This window comes from Streptomyces yongxingensis (assembly GCF_055597465.1).
In genome coordinates, this window is record NZ_CM145717.1 from 697,352 (window position 1) to 715,789 (window position 18,438).

Consider the following 18,438-nt stretch of genomic DNA (forward strand, 5'->3'; position numbering starts at 1 on the left):
ACGACTCCGCATACCTGCCCCCGGGCACGTGGCATGCGGTGGAAGGAATCCACGTTGTTGCTTCTCATCTCCCCGGACAGCGTCGAGGAGGCCCTCGCCTGCGCGAAGGCGGCGGAACACCTCGACATCGTCGATGTCAAGAAACCCGACGAGGGCTCGCTCGGCGCGAACTTTCCCTGGGTGATCCGGCAGATCCGCGACGCGGTCCCGGCGGACAAGCCGGTCTCCGCCACCGTGGGAGACGTCCCCTACAAGCCCGGCACAGTGGCCCAGGCGGCACTGGGCGCGGCGGTCTCCGGAGCCACCTACATCAAGGTCGGCCTCTACGGATGCACGACGCCCGAACAGGCCATCGATGTCATGCGCGGGGTGGTCCGGGCAGTGAAGGACTATCAGCCGGACGCGTTCGTCGTCGCCTCCGGCTACGCCGACGCCCACCGGATCGGCTGCGTCAACCCGCTCGCGCTGCCCGACATCGCCCGCCGCTCCGGCTGTGATGCGGCCATGCTCGACACCGCGGTCAAGGACGGGACACGGCTGTTCGACCATGTTCCGCCCGACGTCTGCGCGGAGTTCGTCCGGCAGGCCCACGGGGCCGGTCTGCTCGCCGCCCTCGCGGGCAGCGTCAAAGCCGCGGACCTCGGCGCGCTCACCCGCATCGGCACCGACATCGTGGGGGTGCGCGGCGCGGTCTGCGAGGGAGGCGACCGCGACGCCGGAAGGATCCAGCCGCAACTGGTGGCCGCCTTCCGGGCGGAGATGGACCGGCACGCCCGGGACCACGCAGCCTCCGTCGCCACCGCGGGCTGACCGCCGGTATGCCGACCAGCCCGCCCCCTCGCACGCCCGGGGCCCGTGGCGGGTGCTTCGCCGTCCTCGATCCGGCCACCGGCGATGCCTTCGACGAGGCCGCCGACCAGCAGCCGGACGAGCTGGACGCCGTCGTCGGCCGGGCACACCAGGCATGGCGCGGCTGGCGCGCCGACCCCGCCGCCCGTACCACCGCGCTGCTCGCGGCAGCCGACGCCGTGGAAGCGGCCGGGGCCGACCTCGCCCCACTGCTCACCCGTGAACAGGGCAAACCCCTGGCCGAGTCGTACGCGGAGGTCGCCCGCGCGGCGGCCCGCCTGCGCTACTTCGCCGAGCTGGACCCCGGAACCCAGCCGATCACAGACGGCCGGCCGGTACGCGGTGAGCGGGGTGTCCTGACCATCGTCACCGGCCGCGAACCCCTCGGCGCCCGCCTCGCCTCCCATCCGGGGGTCCGCCACGTGACCGTCACCGGCTCGATCCCCACCGGACGGGCCGTCGCGCGGGCCGCGACGGCCTCGCTCGCCCGGCTGTATGAGAACCTCAGCCCGTTCGTCGTGCACCGTCCGGTTGAGGGGTGACGGATGAGGTTCGCCGCGGCGGTACTGCGCTCCTACGAGAGCCGGTTCACCCTCGAGGAGGTGATGCTGCACGCGGGGCCGCGCGACGACGAGATCCTGGTGAAGATCGCGGGCTGCGGGATGTGCCGGACCGATCTCGCGGTCCGGCACTCGGCCGGCCGCTCACCGCTGCCGGCGGTGCTGGGCCACGAGGGGGCCGGGATCGTGGTGGAGACAGGCGGCCCCGACACCGGCCTGAGCGCCGGCGACCACGTCGTTCTGAGCTTCGACTCCTGCGGACACTGCCGGAGCTGCATGGGCGCGGCCCCCGCCTACTGCGACTCCTTCCCCACGCTCAACCTCTTCGGAGGACGCGAGGAACACGCGGCGCGGTTCACCGACGCGACCGGAAGCGCATTGGCCCCCCGCTGGTTCGGCCAGTCCTCCTTCGCCGAATACGCGATGGTCCCGGCCCGCAACGCCGTCCGGGTCGATCCCACACTGCCCATCGAACTCCTCGGACCGCTCGGCTGCGGCTTCCTCACCGGCGCCGGAGCAATCTTCCACTCCTTCGGTATCGGCCCCGGCGACACCATCGCGGTCTACGGCGCCGGAGCGGTGGGCCTGGCCGCGGTGATGGCCGCCACCGCCGCCGGAGCGGTGACCGTGGCCGTCGACCGGCACCCCGAGCGGCTGGCCCTCGCCGAGCGGCTCCACGCGATCCCGCTGCACGCCACATCGGCCGACCTGCTCGGCCTGCCCGACCGCATCCAGCAACTGACGGACGGCGGCACAGACTACGCGCTGGACACCACAGGCTCCGCCGAGCTGATCAACAACGCCCTCAGGGCCTTGCGTCCGACCGGCCACCTCGGTCTGGTGGCACGGCTCCACACCGCCCTGCCACTCGAACCTGGAACCCTGGACCGGGGCCGGAGGATCTCCCACATCTGCGAGGGGGACGCGGTGCCGGGGCTGCTGATCCCGCGGCTGACCAGGCTCTGGCAGGCCGGGCGGTTTCCCTTCGACCAGCTGATCCGCACCTACCCCCTCACTGACATCAACCAAGCCGAACGCGACTGCGACGCGGGCCGCGTGGTCAAACCCGTCCTGATCCCTGCGGGGAACGACCGGTGAGCCAGGCTTGCGCATTCGTTGCTGTTCGTGGTCTCTACTCGCGCCAAGGGAGGACACATGGCCGACACAGCGCGGTACAACACTGGTGTGGAAGGTGTGGAAGGGGGAATCGGTGTGACCGCTCTCATGGTCGCCGCAGCCCGGGCGATCGAGACCCACCGCCACGACAGCCTGGCACAAGACATCTACGCAGAACACTTCGTCCACGCCGCACCGGCCTCCGCGGAATGGCCGGTGCGCATACACCAGGTCGCGGACGGAGACGCGAACCCCCTGTGGGGACGCTTCGCCCGCTACTTCGGCCTGCGGACCAGGGTCCTCGACGACTTCCTCCTCCAGTCGGTGCGCGCGCGAGGAGTCCGCCAAGTGGTCCTGCTCGGGGCGGGGTTGGATTCGCGGGCGTTCCGACTCGACTGGCCTCCCGGCTGTGTGGTCTTCGAGATCGACAGGGAAGGCGTGCTGGCGTTCAAGCACAAGGTGCTCGGCGGACTGCCGACCACCCCGAAGGCAGCCCGCGTACCGATCCCGGTCGACCTGCGCGCCGACTGGGCCGCAGCGCTGACCGAGGCCGGCTTCGACACCGCCGCGCCAAGCGCCTGGCTGGCCGAAGGGCTGCTGTTCTACCTGCCCAACACCTCCGAAACGAACCTCATCCACACGGTGGACCGGCTGAGCGCGGGAGGAAGCACGCTGGCGTTCGAGGTCAAACTCGACAAAGACTTGCTCGAATACCGCGACAGCCCTCTCTACACCGCGACGAAACAGCAGATCGGCATCGACCTGCTCAACCTGTTCAACCGAGAACCACGACCCGACTCCGCAGGCAATCTCGCGGGCAAGGGCTGGACCACAACCGTCCACACCCCCTTCGACTACACCCGCCAACACGGACGCGGCCCACACCCCGAACACAACGACGCACTAGCGGGCAACCGATGGGTATTCGCCCACAAACCCCGCGCCTGACGCCACCACCCAGGGCCCCCGGCCGCACCCGGCCCAAACAGCGGCCCTGGCCTCCCCATCCTGTGCCCTTGCACCGGCGACCCCGGGCCGGGCTTCTGGACAGCCGCGATAGCACGGCACGAACGGGGTACCGGTGGGCCCATGCCTGCCACGTTGAATCCGACGAGAACCCGCGCCGCGCTGCGCCTATCAGCGCGAATCTCCCTTGAGCTGCTTGTCGTCCTCGCCATGGCGGCGGTGGTCCTGTGGACCCTGGGCCGGATGTGGCCGGTTCTCTGGCCACTTGTCCTCAGCCTGCTCCTCACGACCCTGACCTGGCCCCCGGCCCGCTTTTTGCGCGGGCGCGGGTGGCCTCCCGCGCTGGCCGCCTCGGTCGTGACCGTGCTGTTCCTCCTGGTCGCAACAGGCATCGTGGCGCTGATCGCCGTACCGGTGGCCTCCCAGTCCGGCGAACTGACCGACGGTGTCACCCAAGGCATCCACCAGGTACGTCAATGGGCCGCCGGTCCACCGCTGAACATCGGCGACGCCCAGATCGCAAGGGCCTCGGACAGCGCGGCCGCCCGGCTCCAGAGCAGCACCGGCAGCATCGTCACCACCGTCGTCACCGGGGTGAGCACCGTAGTCGACGGCCTGATCACCACCGTCCTGGCGCTGTTGCTGATGTTCTTCTTCCTCAAGGACGGCCCACGGTTCCTGCCCTGGCTCACCCGCCAGCTGCCCGGCCGGCTCGCCACCGATATCCCCGCCGTGGCCGCACGCGGCTGGGACACCCTCGGCGCCTTCGTGCGCTCCCAGGCGCTGGTCGGCCTGCTCGACGCCATCCTCATCGGACTCGGGCTGTGGGCCTTGGGAGTACCACTGGTACTGCCCCTGGCGGTCCTGACCTTCATCTCCGCGTTCGTCCCCATCGTGGGAGCCCTGTTCGCAGGCGCGGTCGCGGTGCTCATCGCGCTGGTGTCCAACGGCCTGACCGACGCTCTGATCGCGCTGGCCATCATCGTCGTGGTGCAGCAGTTGGAGGGCAATGTGTTCCAGCCCATGATCCAAAGCCGTGGCCTCGGCCTCCACGCCACGGTCATCCTGCTGGCGGTCACGCTGGGCAGCAGCCTGGCCGGAATCGTGGGCAGTCTGCTGGCCGTACCGGTCGCCGCACTGATCTCCGTGATCTGGGCCTACCTACGCGAACAACTCAGCCACCCATCGCGAGAACCAGAAAACAACGATCAGCACTCCGGTGGCACGGTCACGTCGTAACCCCCTCGGCCTCGGCGCGGCCACGCACACCAGGTGCGGCCGGACCGAGCGCTGCGGCATGCTGCCGGACCCGCGGGGTACCCGGCAGGCACACCTCACACTAGGAGCACTTCGCCATGATCTTCGGCATTCTTGGCATCTGTGCCGTTCTGGCCGTGCTGGCCTTTCTGGTCCCACGCCTGTCCCGGCACCCTGAACGCGGCACCCAACGCACCCTGGGCGCCGGATCACGCGCCGGCGGCAAAGCCCCCGGCCTCCTGGGACGGATCCTCAGCAAACCCTTCCGCAGCAGTTCCAAGGCAGTCGGCCGCAGCGGCTCCGCCGGGCGGCGAGCCCGAGGCCACATGCCGTTCTAGACCACCCTCGGCAAACGCCATCCCCAGCGTGCCCTGGTGCAGACCGAGCTCACGGAGGCGAACGAGGATCGCCGACCCTAATCGTGGACCAGGAAAGTGGCTCCGGGGCGCGCCGTGACTGACCTGCTGTTGGAGCGGATCGGCCTGCCGCGGCTTCGCCGACGCTGTCAGCCCGGTCGATGCGGCGAGGAGGACTGCGGCCAGACTGGTCTGGACAAGTGGGCCGCGCCGACGCGTTCCTGACACGTTCATGGCTTTCCCAGCGGAGAGAGGCGGGCGTCGGACGCAACAGCGTGTGCATGAACATCCGCCCCTCCCCCACGCGGAAACACCTGCCAGACCCCGCATCGGCACAGCAGCGCGATGCGGGGCCCGCCTTGCCATGTCCTTCACGTGCTCGGCGAACCGCCCCTCAGGTTCCGGGAGTTATGCGGTTGCTGGACCCGGCCGCAGCCATCGATGATGCCGTCGTGCACGTTGCAGACGCGGAAGCGGACATCGCGCTGGCACCGCTGATCGGCCCCCGCGCCGCGTTCGCGGTGGAGGGGAGCGCGCAAAGTCCCATCACCGCGGCGGCGGTCCAGCGCGACGGCTGAATGACCGCGGCGCCTGGCGGAGGCGCGGACCGATGCTTGCGCGCGATCCAGGTAGTGATGCCATCACGGAGTGCGGAAGCCGCGAAAGGTCACGTGCTTCCGGCTCGCGAAGCCGAGCCGTTCGTAGAGCGCCATCGCGCCGGTGTTCGTCTCGGCCACGTGGAGGAAGGGGCGTTCGTTCCGAGCCAGGATGCGGGCGACGAGAGCACTGACCAGGCGGGCGGCGTGGCCTCGCCCGCGTGCCTCGGGGGCCGTGCAGACGGCGCTGACCTCGGTCCATCCCGGGGGCCGGAGCCGTTCGCCCGCCATGGCCACCAGTCTGCCGCCGTCGCGGATGCCGAGGTAGGTGCCGAGTTCGCGGGTGCGCGGCCAGAACGGTCCCGGTCGGGTCTGTGCGACCAGGTCGAGCATCTGGGGCACATCGGCCGCGCCCAGTTCGACCACGTCGGTGCCGGTCGCGGCATGAGCCTGGCCGGGGCGGCTGCTGCCGGGCCAGATCATCTGCCGGCCTTCGAGGACGAAGACCTGCTTCCAGTCCGGAGGAGGGGGCGCCTGGCAACTGAACATGTCGGCGAACGCGTCTCGACCGAGGAGCCGCGCGAGGCCGGCCCAGTCCGCCGCGTCCGCGTCGGCGGGTACCGCCGAGAAGGTCGCGACTCCCGGCAGGTAGGTGGCGGCCCGGCCGAGTCGGCGCCCGAGACCTGCGTGGCGGCCGCGCAGCGACTCGCCCACCGGGTCCTCGAGTGCCGCGGTGTCACCGCTGTCACCGATGTCACCGCTCGTCATCGTGATGTGCCTTTCCCACTTCCGCGGTCGACCAAGCGGCGCGATACCGCCCGAGCGCATTCCCCGGTCTGGATTCCTGCCGGCGCGTCCGGTAGTGGCGCCGGGGTGATGGAACCATAACCGCCCCCCGGTCCCGTCGCCTCGCGAGGGGGGCGGGCGCCCTCCTGGCCTCTCTACGGCCCGGATCGCCCGGCCACCGGCGGACTGGTCGTCATCCACCACCCGGCCGCTCGGAAATCCTGTAGCCCGTCACGGTCGGTAGGTGCCAGACTGGCCGCGTCAAAGGGGCGTAGCTCAGCCCGGCCAGAGCAGCGGACTCCAAACCCGCGCGCCGCAGGTTCGAATCCTGCCGCCCCTGCCATGCAGTGCGCTGGTGTGTACGTGAGTCGCCCGCAACCACCACGCCGCTCCTCGCCGCCCGTCGTCCTCTCCGCGCCCGTGGGAGCGAGCTGGAGGGCCCATGCCCGACGACCGCGGCGCACATTTTATCGGGTCGCCCCGGACAGATGAGTGCTGGCAGGCTGCCCCTATGGATCACGCGGAAGTACTGCTCATCGGAGGGCGGGCCGGAGTCGGCAAGACGACGGTGGGGTGGGAGGTATCGGCCGTACTGCGGGCCGCAGCCGTCTCGCACGCGGTCATCGATGGCGACTTCATGGGGCAGGTCCATCCGGCCCCGGAGGGAGATCCCCACCGCTCGGAAATCACCGAAAGCAACCTGACGGCCGTGTGGGCGAACTTCGCCCGCCGCGGCTACCGCCGGCTGATCTACACCAACACCGTGAGTGTGCTGCCCGAGTCCACGGGAATGTTCGAGCGCGCTATGGGAACGGGGACACGGATCATACGGGTTCTGCTCACCGCCTCCGATGCCACCGTCCGAGAGCGGCTGGTGCGCCGGGAACTCGGCTCGGAGCTGGAGCAGGAACTGGAAGGCAGTGCTCGCAAGGCACGGCTGCTGAACCAGCGGGCCGCCGCGGATACCGTACGGGTGGTGACGGATGGGCGTGCCGTCACAGATATCGCGCGCGAGGTGGTGACCGCCACCGGCTGGGCCGAGCACCACTCCGCGAGCAGCCCCTGACAGTTCCTCGCCGCGAGACGTCACACTCACGACGGCAGCGGGCGCTGCCTGCGGAAAACCTTTCGCCCGACGGTGACGTGGCACTTAGCCTGAGCGTATGCCTCCCGCGAAGACCTCGTACGTGTGTCTGCCATGCCGGGCCTCGTACAAGCAGCCCTACCACGGTGACCACGACCGGCTGTGTCCGCGCTGCGCAAAGCCGATGATCCACGTCGGGTCCGCCTTCGCTGCCCCTCGCCGGCGGGACAAGGCGGGGTGGAGGGTACTTTCCGTGCTGCTCCACGCAGGCGTGCGTTTCCACAAGAGTTGCTGCGGAGGTCCCGGATACCGCCCACGCACACTCCACGCGGTACGCGAACGGCTGGCATACGCCCGAACCACCGGGGAGCCGTTCAGCCAGGCGCTGGTCCGCCGTGAGCTTCCCTAGACCACCGCGACGGCCACTCTCCGCGCTGGGCTCCGCCACGGCATGGTCCGCGGCCGCCTGATCACCCACCCCAGGGCTGACCGCGGCCGGGAACGGCAGCAGACCCATTGCCTTATGGAAGCCTCTGCGTTAGGGCACCGCTCCCGGTCACCTCGAACGGGAGAGCTGTTCGCGTACCCATGCGGGGTCGGGGTTGGTGTGGGACTGACCTGCCACGACGACGGTCGGTACGGTCTCGTTGCCGTCGTTGGCCGCCCTCACCGCCGCCGCTCCAGCCGGGTCACGCCAGATGTTGACCCAGTGCGCCTGGCCGGCGCTGCGGCCCAGCCGGACGCGCATGCGGAGGCAGTACGCGCAGCCCGGCCGCCAGAAGACGACTGGCCGGCCGTCTGCCGCGCTGCGTCGTTGTGCCTCCGGTGCGCTGATCGACCTCGGGAAGATCAGGGGCGAGTTCACGCCTGCGAGCAGTACGAACACCAGCAGGAGCGCTACGGCTGCGCCGGGGTTTCCGCTGGAGATCAGCCCGGTGGCGAGGGCTGAGCCGCAGAGCACGAGGAGTATCGGCAGGATCCAAGCGCGCGTCATAGCGGCCAAGGCTATCGGTGTGTCGGACTCCGGCTTCGCGGGCTACACGCTCAGTCGAAGGCGACCGCGCCGAGGCGCGTGCACCCGGTCACCCCGTGGGCCCCATGGCGACCCGGATCACATCCGCCGACGCTCCGCCCGGCGCCCCCATCACCACCGACCCCGTGGTGGGCATGGTCCGCGATGGCGACCGTCGGATCAAGTCCCTGATGGCGACCGTCGGATCCCATCCCTGATGGCAACCGCCGGATCCTCCCGTCCCAGACAGCGACGGTCGGACCCCGCTCAGATGGCGGCGCGAATGGCCCGTTCGAAGCCCTCGACGTGACTGTGGGCGAGCTGTGCCGCCTTGTCGGGGTCTCCGGCGACGACCGCCTCGATCAACGGCCCGTGCTCTCCGACGTGGCCGGCCATGTCGGACAGACGGTCGATGAACAGGCACCAGATGCGGGTCGCCAGGTTGTCGTGGCGGACGAGCGTGTCCTCCAGGTACGGGTTGTGCGTGGCCGCGTAGATGGCGCGGTGGACCTGGAGGTCCAGGCGCATCAGCTCGGCGGCGTCGCGCCGAGGTGAATCCGCGCCGTCCAGCTCCCGTAGGGCGGCCGTCAGGGTCGCACGGTCCGCTGCCGTGGCGCGCCGGGCGGCCAGGGCGGCGGCCAGGGGCTCCAACTCCTGGCGCACCTCGGAGATATGGGCCAGGTCGGTGATGTTGACGTCGGTGGCGAAGGTGCCGCGCCGGGGGTAGGTCGCGATCAGGCGCTCGTACTGGAGCCGCTTGAGCGCCTCGCGCACCGGTGTGCGTCCGACGCCGAGGGACTGCGCCAGCTGATCCTCGTTGATCGGCGCGCCCGGGCGGATCTCGAGCATGACGAGCCGGTCGCGGATGGCGCGGTAGGCGCGCTCGGCGAGGGAGAGCTCCTCGCCCGCAGGTTCGGTCGCCACCTGCTGCATGAATACCCCCTTGACCTGTCTCGCGAGCTCTCATACCTTACCGCAGAGGCTGATATATCAGTTGCCCATTAGTTGGCTCCCAGGATGGTGCACAGATGGCAATCAACCCGTCGACCAGCACATTCGCCTCCCCGCTCGCCCTTCCGCTCAGCGAACTCGACCCGGACGTCGCCGCCGCGGTGGAGGCCGAGCTGCACCGCCAGCAGTCCACGCTCGAGATGATCGCCTCGGAGAACTTCGCCCCGGCGGCGGTCATGGAAGCCCAGGGCTCGGTCCTGACCAACAAGTACGCCGAGGGCTACCCCGGCCGCCGCTACTACGGCGGCTGTGAGTACGTCGACGTGGTCGAGCAGATCGCCATCGACCGGGTGAAGGAGCTCTTCGGCGCCGAGGCCGCCAACGTCCAGCCGCACTCCGGCGCCCAGGCCAACGCCGCCGCGATGTTCGCCCTGCTCTCCCCCGGCGACACCATCCTCGGCCTCGACCTCGCGCACGGCGGCCATCTGACCCACGGCATGAAGATCAACTTCTCCGGCAGGCTGTACAACGTCGTGCCGTACCACGTGCGCGAGTCCGATCTGCGCATCGACATGGACGAGGTCGAGCGGCTCGCGCTCGCACACCGCCCCAAGATGATCGTCGCGGGCTGGTCGGCCTACCCCCGCCGGCTGGACTTCGCCGCGTTCCGGCGGATCGCGGACGAGGCCGGCGCGTATCTGATGGTGGACATGGCGCACTTCGCCGGGCTGGTGGCCGCGGGCCTCCACCCGAACCCGGTGCCGTACGCCGACGTCGTGACGACCACCACGCACAAGACCCTCGGCGGCCCGCGCGGCGGGGTGATCCTCAGCCGTGCCGACCTGGCCAAGAAGATCAACTCCGCGGTCTTCCCGGGCCAGCAGGGCGGCCCGCTGGAGCATGTCATCGCGGCGAAGGCCGTGGCCTTCAAGGTGGCGGCGGGCGAGGAGTTCACGGAGCGCCAGCGGCGCACCCTGGACGGCGCCCGCATCCTCGCCGGACGGCTGCTGGCCGACGATGTGGCCGAGGCCGGGATCACGGTGCTCACCGGCGGCACCGAAGTCCACCTGGTCCTCGTCGACCTGCGGAATTCCACGCTCGACGGGCAGCAGGCCGAGGACCGGTTGCACCGCGTCGGCATCACCGTCAACCGCAACGCGGTGCCCTTCGACCCCCGCCCGCCGATGGTCTCCTCGGGCCTGCGGATCGGCACTCCGGCCCTGGCCACCCGCGGCTTCGGCGAGACGGAGTTCCGGGAGGTCGCCGACATCATCGCCCAGGCCCTGAAGGACGAGCGGCTCGACGACGAGCGCGCGGGCCTGCTGCGCGACCGGGTCGAGAAGCTCGCGTCCGCCTTCCCCCTCTACCCCCGCCCGAACGGAGACGCGGCATGACCGCCCAGCCGCTGCCGGAGCACCCGGACTTCCTCTGGCGCAACCCCGAGCCGCGCTCCTCGTACGACGTCGTCATCGTCGGCGCGGGCGGCCACGGCCTGGCCACCGCCTACTACCTCGCCCAGAACCACGGCATCACCAACGTGGCCGTCCTGGAGAAGGGCTGGCTGGCCGGCGGCAACATGGCGCGCAACACCACCATCATCCGCTCCAACTACCTGTGGGACGAGAGCGCGGCGATCTACGAACACGCGCTCAAGCTGTGGGAGGGGCTGCCGGAGGAGCTGGAGTACGACTTCCTGTTCAGCCAGCGCGGCGTCCTCAACCTCGCGCACACCCCGCAGGACGTCCGCGAGGGCGTGCGCCGGGTGGGCGCCAACCGCCTGGGCGGCGTGGACGCCCAGTGGCTGGCGCCGGACGAGGTCGCCGAGGTCTGCCCCATCCTCAATGTCTCGCCCCGCACCCGGTATCCGGTCCTCGGCGCCACCTTCCAGCCGCGGGCCGGTATCGCCAAGCACGACCACGTCGCGTGGGCGCTGGCGCGCCGGGCCGACGCCATGGGTGTGGACCTGATCCAGGGGTGCGAGGTCACCGGCTTCCTCAAGGACGGCGACCGGGTGGTGGGCGTCGAGACCAGCCGTGGCCGCATCCGCGCCGGCCGGGTCGGCCTCGCGGCCGCCGGGCACAGCAGTGTGCTGGCCGAACTGGCCGGTTTCCGGCTGCCGGTGCAGTCCCATCCGCTCCAGGCGCTGGTCTCCGAACTGCACGAGCCGGTCCACCCGACCGTGGTGATGTCCAACCATGTGCACGTCTACGTCTCCCAGGCGCACAAGGGCGAGCTGGTGTTGGGCGCGGGCGTCGACGCGTACAACGGCTACGGGCAGCGCGGCTCCTTCCACGTCATCGAGCAGCAGATGGCCGCCGCCGTCGAGCTGTTCCCCGTCTTCGCCCGCGCGCATGTGCTGCGGACCTGGGGCGGCATCGTCGACGTCACCCCGGACGCCTCCCCCGTCATCGGCACCACCCCCGTCGAGAACCTCTACGTCAACTGCGGCTGGGGTACGGGCGGGTTCAAGGCCACCCCGGCCGCCGGCTGGACCTTCGCGCACACCATCGCCACGGGCGAGCCGCATCCGCTGAACGCCCCCTTCGCCCTCGAACGCTTCGCGACGGGCGCGTTGATCGACGAACACGGCGCCGCGGCCGTGGCCCACTGAGAACCGGCCGAGCGGCCACTGAGAGCCCGCCGAGAGCCCGCTGAGAGAAGGACACCGTGCTGCTGATCACCTGCCCATGGTGCGGTCCTCGCGACGAGGCCGAGTACCACTACGGGGGACAGGCCCATGTCCCCTACCCCGAGCGCCCCGCCGACCTCGACGACGAGCAGTGGGCCGCGTACCTCTTCTACCGGGACAACCCCAAGGGCCCCTTCGCCGAGCGGTGGATGCACAGCACCGGCTGCCGCCGCTGGTTCAACGTCCTGCGCGACACCGTCAGCTACGAGGTGCTGACCTCCTATCGGCTCGACGCGCCCCGCCCCGAACTGCCCCAGGCCGGAGGAAACCGATGACCGACCAGCCCCGCCGGCCCGACCAGCACTGTCGGCTCCGGCAAGGAGGCCGTATCGATCGCGGCACCCTGCTGCGGTTCACCGTCGACGGGCGGGAGCTGACCGGGCACCCCGGGGACACCGTGGCGTCGGCGATGCTGGCGAACGGGGTCGTCGAGGTCGCCCCGTCCATCTACCGCGGACGCCCGCGCGGCATCGTCGCGGCGGGTGTCGAGGAGCCCAACGCCTTGGTGCAGCTCGACGGTTCGTGCTCGGAGGGCATGCTTCCGGCGACGACCGTGGAGCTCTACGACGGGCTGTCCGCCACCACGCTGTCCGGGATGGGGTGGCTCGACCCGACCCCCGACCCCGCCGTCTACGACAAGAAGTACGTCCACACCGATGTCCTGGTCATCGGCGCCGGACCGGCCGGGCTCGCGGCCGCCGCCGCTGCCGCGGGCTCCGGCGCCCGCGTGATCCTCCTCGACGACCAGCCCGAGCCCGGCGGCTCGCTGCTCTCCGGGCGCGCCGAGAGGGTCGGCGGGCAGACCGCCCTCGGGTGGGTCGCCGAGGTCCGCGCGGCGCTCGACGCCGCCCCGGAGGCCGTCGTCCTGCACCGCACCACGGCGTTCGGCGCTTACGACGACAACTATGTGCTGGCCGTGCAGCGGCGCACCGATCACCTCGGAGCCGACGCGCCCACCCCCTCCGAGGGCGTCTCACGCCAGCGGCTGTGGCACATCCGGGCCCGCCAGGTGGTCCTGGCGACCGGCGCCCACGAGCGTCCGCTGGTCTTCGCCGGGAACGACCGGCCCGGGGTGATGCTCGCGGCGGCCGTGCGCTCGTACCTCAACCGGTACGCCGTGGCTCCGGGCTCGCGGGCGGTGGTGAGCACGACCAACGACAGCGCCTATGACACGGTCGCCGATCTCCACGCCGCCGGGATCGACATCGCCGCCGTCGTGGACGCGCGCGCCGGGCTGTCCCGCCGGGCCGCCGAGGTCGCGACGGCGACCGGGGTGCGGGTGCTGACGGGCAGCGCGGTGGTCGGCACCGCGGGCGGCGACCGGCTCACCGGCGTCACCGTCCAGGCCCTCGACGAGGGCGGTCGACTCACCGGCCCGCCGGAGTCGTTCGGCTGCGACCTGCTCGCCGTCTCGGGCGGCTGGAGCCCGGTGGTGCACCTGCACAGCCAGCGCCAGGGCACGCTGCGCTGGGACGAGGACCTGGTCGCCTTCGTCCCCGACGGCACCGTGCGGGACCAGCGGGTCGTCGGCGCGGCCCGTGGGACGTACGACCTCGACGGCTGTCTGGCCGAAGGGGCGCGGGCCGGTGCACGGGCGGCGACGGACGCCGGGTTCCCGGTCCCCCTGCCGTCGCCGGACGAGGCGCGGGCCGGGGGCGGCCCGATGCGCGCGCTGTGGCTGGTGCCCGCCCCCCAAGGCGAGCCCGGCGGCTGGGACACCCACTTCGTCGACCTCCAGCGCGATGTCACCGTCGCCGACGTCCGGCGGTCCACCGGCTCGGGCTTGCGCGGTGTCGAGCACGTCAAGCGCTACACCTCGCTCGGCACGGCGAACGACCAGGGCAAGACCTCCGGCGTCAACGCGATCGGTGTCATCGCCGAGGTCCTCGGCGCGGGCGCGTCACCCGGGGAGATCGGCACCACGGCCTACCGGGCGCCGTACGCGCCGGTGGCCTTCGCCGCCCTGGCCGGGCGGGAGCGCGGTGAGCTGTTCGACCCGGAGCGCATGACCTCCATCCATAGCTGGCATGTCGCTCACGGGGCGGTGTTCGAGGACGTCGGGCAGTGGAAGCGCCCCTGGTACTACCCCCGGCCGGGTGAGGACATGGACTCGGCCGTGGCCCGTGAGTGCCGCGCCGCCCGTGAGGGGGTGGCCTTCTTGGACGCCTCCACCCTCGGCAAGATCGAGATCTGGGGCAGGGACGCCGGGGAGTTCCTGGGGCGCGTCTACACTAACGGCTTCAAGAAGCTGAGGCCCGGCATGGCCCGCTACGGCGTGATGTGCAAGCCCGACGGCATGATCTTCGACGACGGCGTGACGCTGCGCCTCGAGGAGAACCGCTACTTCATGACCACCACGACCGGCGGCGCCGCCGGAGTCCTGGACTGGCTGGAGGAGTGGCTGCAGACCGAGTGGCCCGAGCTCGACGTCCACTGCACCTCGGTGACCGAGCAGTGGGCGACGATCGCCGTCGTCGGGCCGCACTCGCGCGAGGTCGTCGCCCATCTCGCCCCCGAAGTCGACGTGTCGAACGAGGCGTTCCCCTTCATGGCCTTCCGCGAGACCACCCTGGCCTCCGGAATCCCGGCCCGCATCTGCCGGATCTCCTTCTCCGGCGAACTGGCCTACGAGATCAACGTCTCGGCGTGGTACGGCCTGGCGGTCTGGGAGGAGGTGTACGCGGTGGGCCGGCCGTACGACATCACCCCGTACGGCACCGAGACCATGCACGTCCTGCGGGCCGAGAAGGGCTACATCATCGTCGGCCAGGACACCGACGGCACCGTCACCCCACACGACGCCGGCATGTCCTGGGTGGTCTCGAAGCAGAAGGACTTCATCGGCAAGCGCTCGTACTCCCGCCCCGACACCTCCCGCACCGACCGCAAGCAGCTGGTCGGCCTGCTTCCGAGCGATCGCAGCACCCGGCTGCCCGAGGGCACCCAGCTCATCGCGCCCAACGTGCCCGTCACCCCCGAGGCCGGGCCGGTGCCGATGCTCGGCCATGTCACCTCCAGCTACCACAGCCAGGCGCTGGGCCGTCCGTTCGCCCTCGCCCTGGTCGCCGCCGGGCGGGACCGCGTCGGGGACACGCTGCTCGCCCCCGTCGGCGACGACCTCGTCCCCGTCCAGGTCACCGAACCCGTGCTCTACGACCCCGAAGGGACCAAGCGAGATGGCTGAGCTGATCGACGCGAGCCCGGTGGGCCCGCGCACCAGCCCCCTGGCACATCTGGCGGACCGGTTGCGCGCGGCCACCGTCACCGGCGCCCGCGGCGTCACGCTGACCGAGCGGCCGTTCCTCACCATGGTGAACCTGCGCCTCGACCCCGCTTCGGAAGCGGCCGACCGCGTGGAGAAGACCCTGGGGGCGCCACTCCCGCGAGAGTGCGGCCACACCACCGCGTCCGCCCGCCACACGGTCGCCTGGCTCGGCCCCGACGAGTGGCTCGTGCTGTCCGAAGCGCCCGTCGACACCGCCGAGTTGCGGCAGGCGCTCGCGGGAGACCCGGGCTCGGTCGTGGACGTCTCGGCGAACCGCACCACGCTGGAGCTGAGCGGCCCGGCCGCCCGCCAGGTACTGGAAAAGGGCTGCCGGCTGGACCTGCACCCCCGGGCCTTCGGCCCCGGCCGGGCGGTGTCGACCACGGTGGGCCCCGTCCCGGTGCTGCTCTGGCAGCTCGACGACGCGCCGACGTACCGCCTCCTCCCGCGGTCCTCGTTCGCCGACTATCTGGCGCGCTGGCTCATCGACGCGATGAGCGAGTACCGCGGGCCGGAGGTGCCCTGACAAGGCTCAGCGCGGATGCCGCCCGGCCCCGCTGTCCATCGACGGGCCAGTGGGCCGCCCTTCGGCGACGGTGCGGCGACCGGCAGAGCGGCGCGAATCAGCGATCGCGGGCCATCCGGTCATCACGATCGGTGTCGCTGGGGCCCAGCCGCACACAGCATTCCCCGGGCTCGGGAGCCAGCACGGCCCGGACCCCGTTGACCTCGAGGCCATTGAGGTAACCGGCGAGGAAGGCATGGTTCATGCCGCACACCAGGTCGGGGGCCTTCGCCGTCAGCGGGTGGAACGGGCAGTTGCGCAGCCGGAGCTCGGTGGGGGCTTCCCGGACGGGTTCGTAGCCGTACTCATCCAGTAGGCGCTCACAGACGGTCAGCCCGCGCTCGGGGCCCAGGCGGCCCGGACGGGTCTCGTCCCGCGCGGTCTCGCCCATCCACCGGCCGCGCTGCTCGGCGGCCCGCACCGCCGCCTGCGCGGCGTTTTCGCCGGCCCCCTCGGTGAGGACGGCGTCCAGGAGAAGGTCCGCCAAGAGTTCATGGCGCCGCTCGGGGATGCTGACCGTGATCTGTGCGTCGGTGGGTTCGTACACCTTCGGCCGTCTGCCGACCTTCCGCATCCCGCCGGGCGTTTCATAGCGGGCGTGCAGCAGGCCGGCATCGACGAGCTTGTCGAGGTGGAAGGCGGCCAGCTTGCGGGAGATGCCGACGCTCGCGGCGGCCTCGTCACGGGTGACGGCACGGCCGGCACGCCGGATGAAGACGAACATGCGCCGCCGCGAGTCCTCGCTCAGGACGCTGACGGAGTCGATGGCGGTATTGACCGCGTCGACAGGCGGAGTCGAGTCAGAAGCCACCAGAGCACGATAACTCCCACTCACATAGGCACAAGCACTCTTAGGGCTCCCTGCACTGCGCGGCTTGACGCGCCACCTCAATAAGACCAAGATTCATTGGCGAAACTCGTTTGGGAGCCAGGGGCGTCCGGCTGCCTTCGACATGCTCATCTCGGGAGTTCCCATGGACAACGTCCTCGTCCTGCTCACGGCTCTGGACATCGGTGGCAGCTGACATGACCGAACTCGTGCCCCACGCCACCGCCCGGATACGCCCGCACGCCCAGGAGGAGCCGGCACCCGCGGGCCCCGCCCTCCGGGTGGTCCACGAGTCCGGCGACATCGACCTGGCCGCCGCGGAAGCCGCGGCCGGCCAGTTCCTCAACGCCCTGGGCATCTCCACCTCATCGGAGAGTCTGCGCGGCACACCGGGCCGGATGGCCCGCGCGTACGCGGAACTGTTCAGCCCGCGCCCCTTCGACCTGACCACCTTCCCCAACGACGAGGGCTACGACGAACTCGTCCTGGCCCGCCGCATCCCCGTCCGGTCGGTGTGCGAACACCATCTGCTGCCGTTCGTCGGCACCGCGCACGTCGGCTATCTGCCCGGCGGCCGCATCCTGGGCCTGTCGAAGCTGGCCCGTGTCGTCGAGCACTTCGCCTGCCGACCGCAGGTCCAGGAACGCCTGACCAAGCAGGTCGCCGACTGGCTTCAGACCCATCTGGAGCCCAAGGGCGTCGGTGTGGTGATCGAGGCCGAGCACTCCTGTATGACCCTGCGCGGCGTCCAGGCCACCGGATCGAGCACCATGACCTCCACCCTGCTCGGGCTGCTGCGTTCCGACGCCCGCTCGCGCAGCGAATTCCTCGCCCTGACCGGCGCGGCCTCGTGACCGACAGCGCGTTTCCCATGGCCTCGGAGGTCATCGCACAGGCCGGTCCGCCAGGGCTTGTCGATGAAGGCGGGCCGGGGTTCACAGGGGCTGGAGGACCATGAGGATCTCGTCACGGTCGTCCCCGGGGGCGAGGCGGAGGGCGTCGGGCCAGCGGCCGATCTCCTTCCAGCCGAGCCGTCCGTAGAACCTTTCCAGCCCCACTCCGCCACGTGCGGCCAGGTGCAGGTGTTCCAGGCGCATCTCGTCCCGGGCGACCTGGCGGGCCCGTTCCATCAGCGCGATGCCGATACCGCGTGCGCGGACGCGGGGGTGGGTCTGGACGTGGTGCAGCGTTCCCCAGTGCGCGATGAGGGCGAAGGTGTCACGGCGCATGTTCAGCCAGCCCGCCAACTCCCCGTCCTCCATGGCCAGGATCAGGCGGCAGGTGTCCGGGGCCAGGTTGGCGATGATGGCGTCAAGGGCGGGGGCCGCCTGCTGGGCGTCGATGGGCGGAAAGGGAAAACCGGCCGCCCCGCCGGCGTTGGTGACGTCGACCCAACAGTTGAGCAGGGCCTGCCGGAGCCGGGGATCGACATCGTCGGGGCAGGTGGCCTGGTGAAGTTCGAGTGAATCGGCGCTCATCCACGGAGTGTGGCAGAGGCCACCGACAACCCCCGTCGTAGCCGTAGCGCCGCAGCGCGCGGGTACGGCGCCGCGAGCG

At 71.0% G+C, this 18,438-nt stretch carries 20 protein-coding genes, 1 tRNA gene and 1 pseudogene; 17 read left to right on the forward strand and 5 right to left on the reverse strand.

Features of this window, described 5'->3' with window-relative positions:
- Nucleotides 1–33: 33 nt before the first annotated feature.
- From ACZ6TD_RS03095 to ACZ6TD_RS03125, 7 genes and pseudogenes are all read left to right on the forward strand, one after another.
- Nucleotides 34–810: a (5-formylfuran-3-yl)methyl phosphate synthase gene (locus tag ACZ6TD_RS03095; protein ID WP_471350001.1), complete on the forward strand. Its 777-nt coding sequence runs from the start codon at nt 34–36 to the stop codon at nt 808–810.
- An 8-nt stretch (nt 811–818) separates the two neighbouring features.
- Nucleotides 819–1,343 (forward strand): annotated as a pseudogene (locus ACZ6TD_RS03100) (aldehyde dehydrogenase family protein); the annotation flags it as partial.
- A gap of 51 nt (nt 1,344–1,394) precedes the next feature.
- Complete coding sequence (locus ACZ6TD_RS03105; protein WP_471350004.1) at nt 1,395–2,507, forward strand: NAD(P)-dependent alcohol dehydrogenase; 1,113 nt, start codon at nt 1,395–1,397, stop codon at nt 2,505–2,507.
- A gap of 57 nt (nt 2,508–2,564) precedes the next feature.
- Entirely contained in the window at nt 2,565–3,473 is a 909-nt protein-coding gene (locus ACZ6TD_RS03110) for a class I SAM-dependent methyltransferase (protein WP_471350007.1), read from the forward strand.
- A 141-nt stretch (nt 3,474–3,614) separates the two neighbouring features.
- Complete coding sequence (locus tag ACZ6TD_RS03115; RefSeq protein ID WP_471350010.1) at nt 3,615–4,730, forward strand: AI-2E family transporter; 1,116 nt, start codon at nt 3,615–3,617, stop codon at nt 4,728–4,730.
- 116 nt (nt 4,731–4,846) lie between these two features.
- The gene (locus ACZ6TD_RS03120; RefSeq protein ID WP_471350013.1) at nt 4,847–5,086 is read left to right on the forward strand and encodes a DUF6411 family protein; all 240 of its coding nucleotides are present in this window, start codon (nt 4,847–4,849) and stop codon (nt 5,084–5,086) included.
- Nucleotides 5,087–5,556: 470 nt separating this feature from the next.
- Entirely contained in the window at nt 5,557–5,682 is a 126-nt protein-coding gene (locus ACZ6TD_RS03125; protein ID WP_471350017.1) for a hypothetical protein, read from the forward strand.
- A gap of 63 nt (nt 5,683–5,745) precedes the next feature.
- On the opposite strand, the gene ACZ6TD_RS03130 is transcribed toward ACZ6TD_RS03125, so the two are convergent.
- Nucleotides 5,746–6,468, reverse strand: coding sequence for a GNAT family N-acetyltransferase (locus ACZ6TD_RS03130; protein WP_471350019.1), 723 nt, complete (start codon nt 6,466–6,468; stop codon nt 5,746–5,748).
- A 283-nt stretch (nt 6,469–6,751) separates the two neighbouring features.
- Between ACZ6TD_RS03130 and ACZ6TD_RS03135 the strand changes: the two genes are divergently transcribed.
- From ACZ6TD_RS03135 to ACZ6TD_RS03145, 3 genes are all read left to right on the forward strand, one after another.
- Nucleotides 6,752–6,829 (forward strand) — tRNA-Trp (locus tag ACZ6TD_RS03135).
- 168 nt (nt 6,830–6,997) lie between these two features.
- Entirely contained in the window at nt 6,998–7,552 is a 555-nt protein-coding gene (locus ACZ6TD_RS03140; protein ID WP_471350021.1) for an AAA family ATPase, read from the forward strand.
- 97 nt (nt 7,553–7,649) lie between these two features.
- Complete coding sequence (locus tag ACZ6TD_RS03145) at nt 7,650–7,979, forward strand: deoxyxylulose-5-phosphate synthase (RefSeq protein ID WP_471350026.1); 330 nt, start codon at nt 7,650–7,652, stop codon at nt 7,977–7,979.
- A 147-nt stretch (nt 7,980–8,126) separates the two neighbouring features.
- On the opposite strand, the gene ACZ6TD_RS03150 is transcribed toward ACZ6TD_RS03145, so the two are convergent.
- On the reverse strand, nt 8,127–8,564 hold the full coding sequence (locus ACZ6TD_RS03150; protein WP_471350030.1) for a glutaredoxin domain-containing protein: 438 nt from the start codon (nt 8,562–8,564) through the stop codon (nt 8,127–8,129).
- 104 nt (nt 8,565–8,668) lie between these two features.
- Here ACZ6TD_RS03150 and ACZ6TD_RS03155 point away from each other — a divergent pair, with 104 nt between their 5' ends.
- A complete protein-coding gene (locus ACZ6TD_RS03155; RefSeq protein ID WP_471350032.1) occupies nt 8,669–8,800 on the forward strand; it encodes a hypothetical protein in 132 nt (43 codons plus the stop codon).
- Nucleotides 8,801–8,849: 49 nt separating this feature from the next.
- Here ACZ6TD_RS03155 and ACZ6TD_RS03160 read toward each other — a convergent pair whose 3' ends face one another.
- On the reverse strand, nt 8,850–9,515 hold the full coding sequence (locus ACZ6TD_RS03160) for a GntR family transcriptional regulator (protein WP_471350037.1): 666 nt from the start codon (nt 9,513–9,515) through the stop codon (nt 8,850–8,852).
- A gap of 95 nt (nt 9,516–9,610) precedes the next feature.
- Between ACZ6TD_RS03160 and glyA the strand changes: the two genes are divergently transcribed.
- From glyA to ACZ6TD_RS03185, 5 genes are read left to right on the forward strand one after another with little or no spacing between them, the layout of a single operon-like run.
- Complete coding sequence (gene glyA / locus ACZ6TD_RS03165) at nt 9,611–10,927, forward strand: serine hydroxymethyltransferase (protein WP_471350040.1); 1,317 nt, start codon at nt 9,611–9,613, stop codon at nt 10,925–10,927.
- Nucleotides 10,924–12,144 carry a sarcosine oxidase subunit beta family protein gene (locus tag ACZ6TD_RS03170; RefSeq protein WP_471350043.1) on the forward strand — a complete coding sequence of 407 codons (1,221 nt, stop codon included), beginning with the start codon at nt 10,924–10,926 and terminating at the stop codon, nt 12,142–12,144. Before glyA ends, ACZ6TD_RS03170 begins: the two co-directional genes overlap by 4 nt.
- Before the next feature lie 56 nt (nt 12,145–12,200).
- Nucleotides 12,201–12,497, forward strand: a complete 297-nt coding sequence (locus ACZ6TD_RS03175; RefSeq protein WP_471350047.1) for a sarcosine oxidase subunit delta — start codon at nt 12,201–12,203, stop codon at nt 12,495–12,497.
- Nucleotides 12,494–15,406, forward strand: coding sequence for a sarcosine oxidase subunit alpha family protein (locus ACZ6TD_RS03180; RefSeq protein WP_471350051.1), 2,913 nt, complete (start codon nt 12,494–12,496; stop codon nt 15,404–15,406). Before ACZ6TD_RS03175 ends, ACZ6TD_RS03180 begins: the two co-directional genes overlap by 4 nt.
- Entirely contained in the window at nt 15,399–16,013 is a 615-nt protein-coding gene (locus tag ACZ6TD_RS03185; protein WP_471350054.1) for a sarcosine oxidase subunit gamma, read from the forward strand. The genes ACZ6TD_RS03180 and ACZ6TD_RS03185 overlap by 8 nt, the downstream gene beginning before the upstream one ends.
- Before the next feature lie 97 nt (nt 16,014–16,110).
- Here ACZ6TD_RS03185 and ACZ6TD_RS03190 read toward each other — a convergent pair whose 3' ends face one another.
- Nucleotides 16,111–16,863: a helix-turn-helix transcriptional regulator gene (locus ACZ6TD_RS03190; RefSeq protein WP_471350059.1), complete on the reverse strand. Its 753-nt coding sequence runs from the start codon at nt 16,861–16,863 to the stop codon at nt 16,111–16,113.
- A gap of 215 nt (nt 16,864–17,078) precedes the next feature.
- Here ACZ6TD_RS03190 and folE point away from each other — a divergent pair, with 215 nt between their 5' ends.
- A complete protein-coding gene (gene folE / locus ACZ6TD_RS03195) occupies nt 17,079–17,735 on the forward strand; it encodes a GTP cyclohydrolase I FolE (protein ID WP_471350062.1) in 657 nt (218 codons plus the stop codon).
- A gap of 81 nt (nt 17,736–17,816) precedes the next feature.
- Here the strand turns inward: folE and ACZ6TD_RS03200 are convergent, their stop codons facing one another.
- Nucleotides 17,817–18,359, reverse strand: coding sequence for a GNAT family N-acetyltransferase (locus ACZ6TD_RS03200; RefSeq protein ID WP_471350065.1), 543 nt, complete (start codon nt 18,357–18,359; stop codon nt 17,817–17,819).
- Between the last annotated feature and the right edge of the window lie 79 nt (nt 18,360–18,438).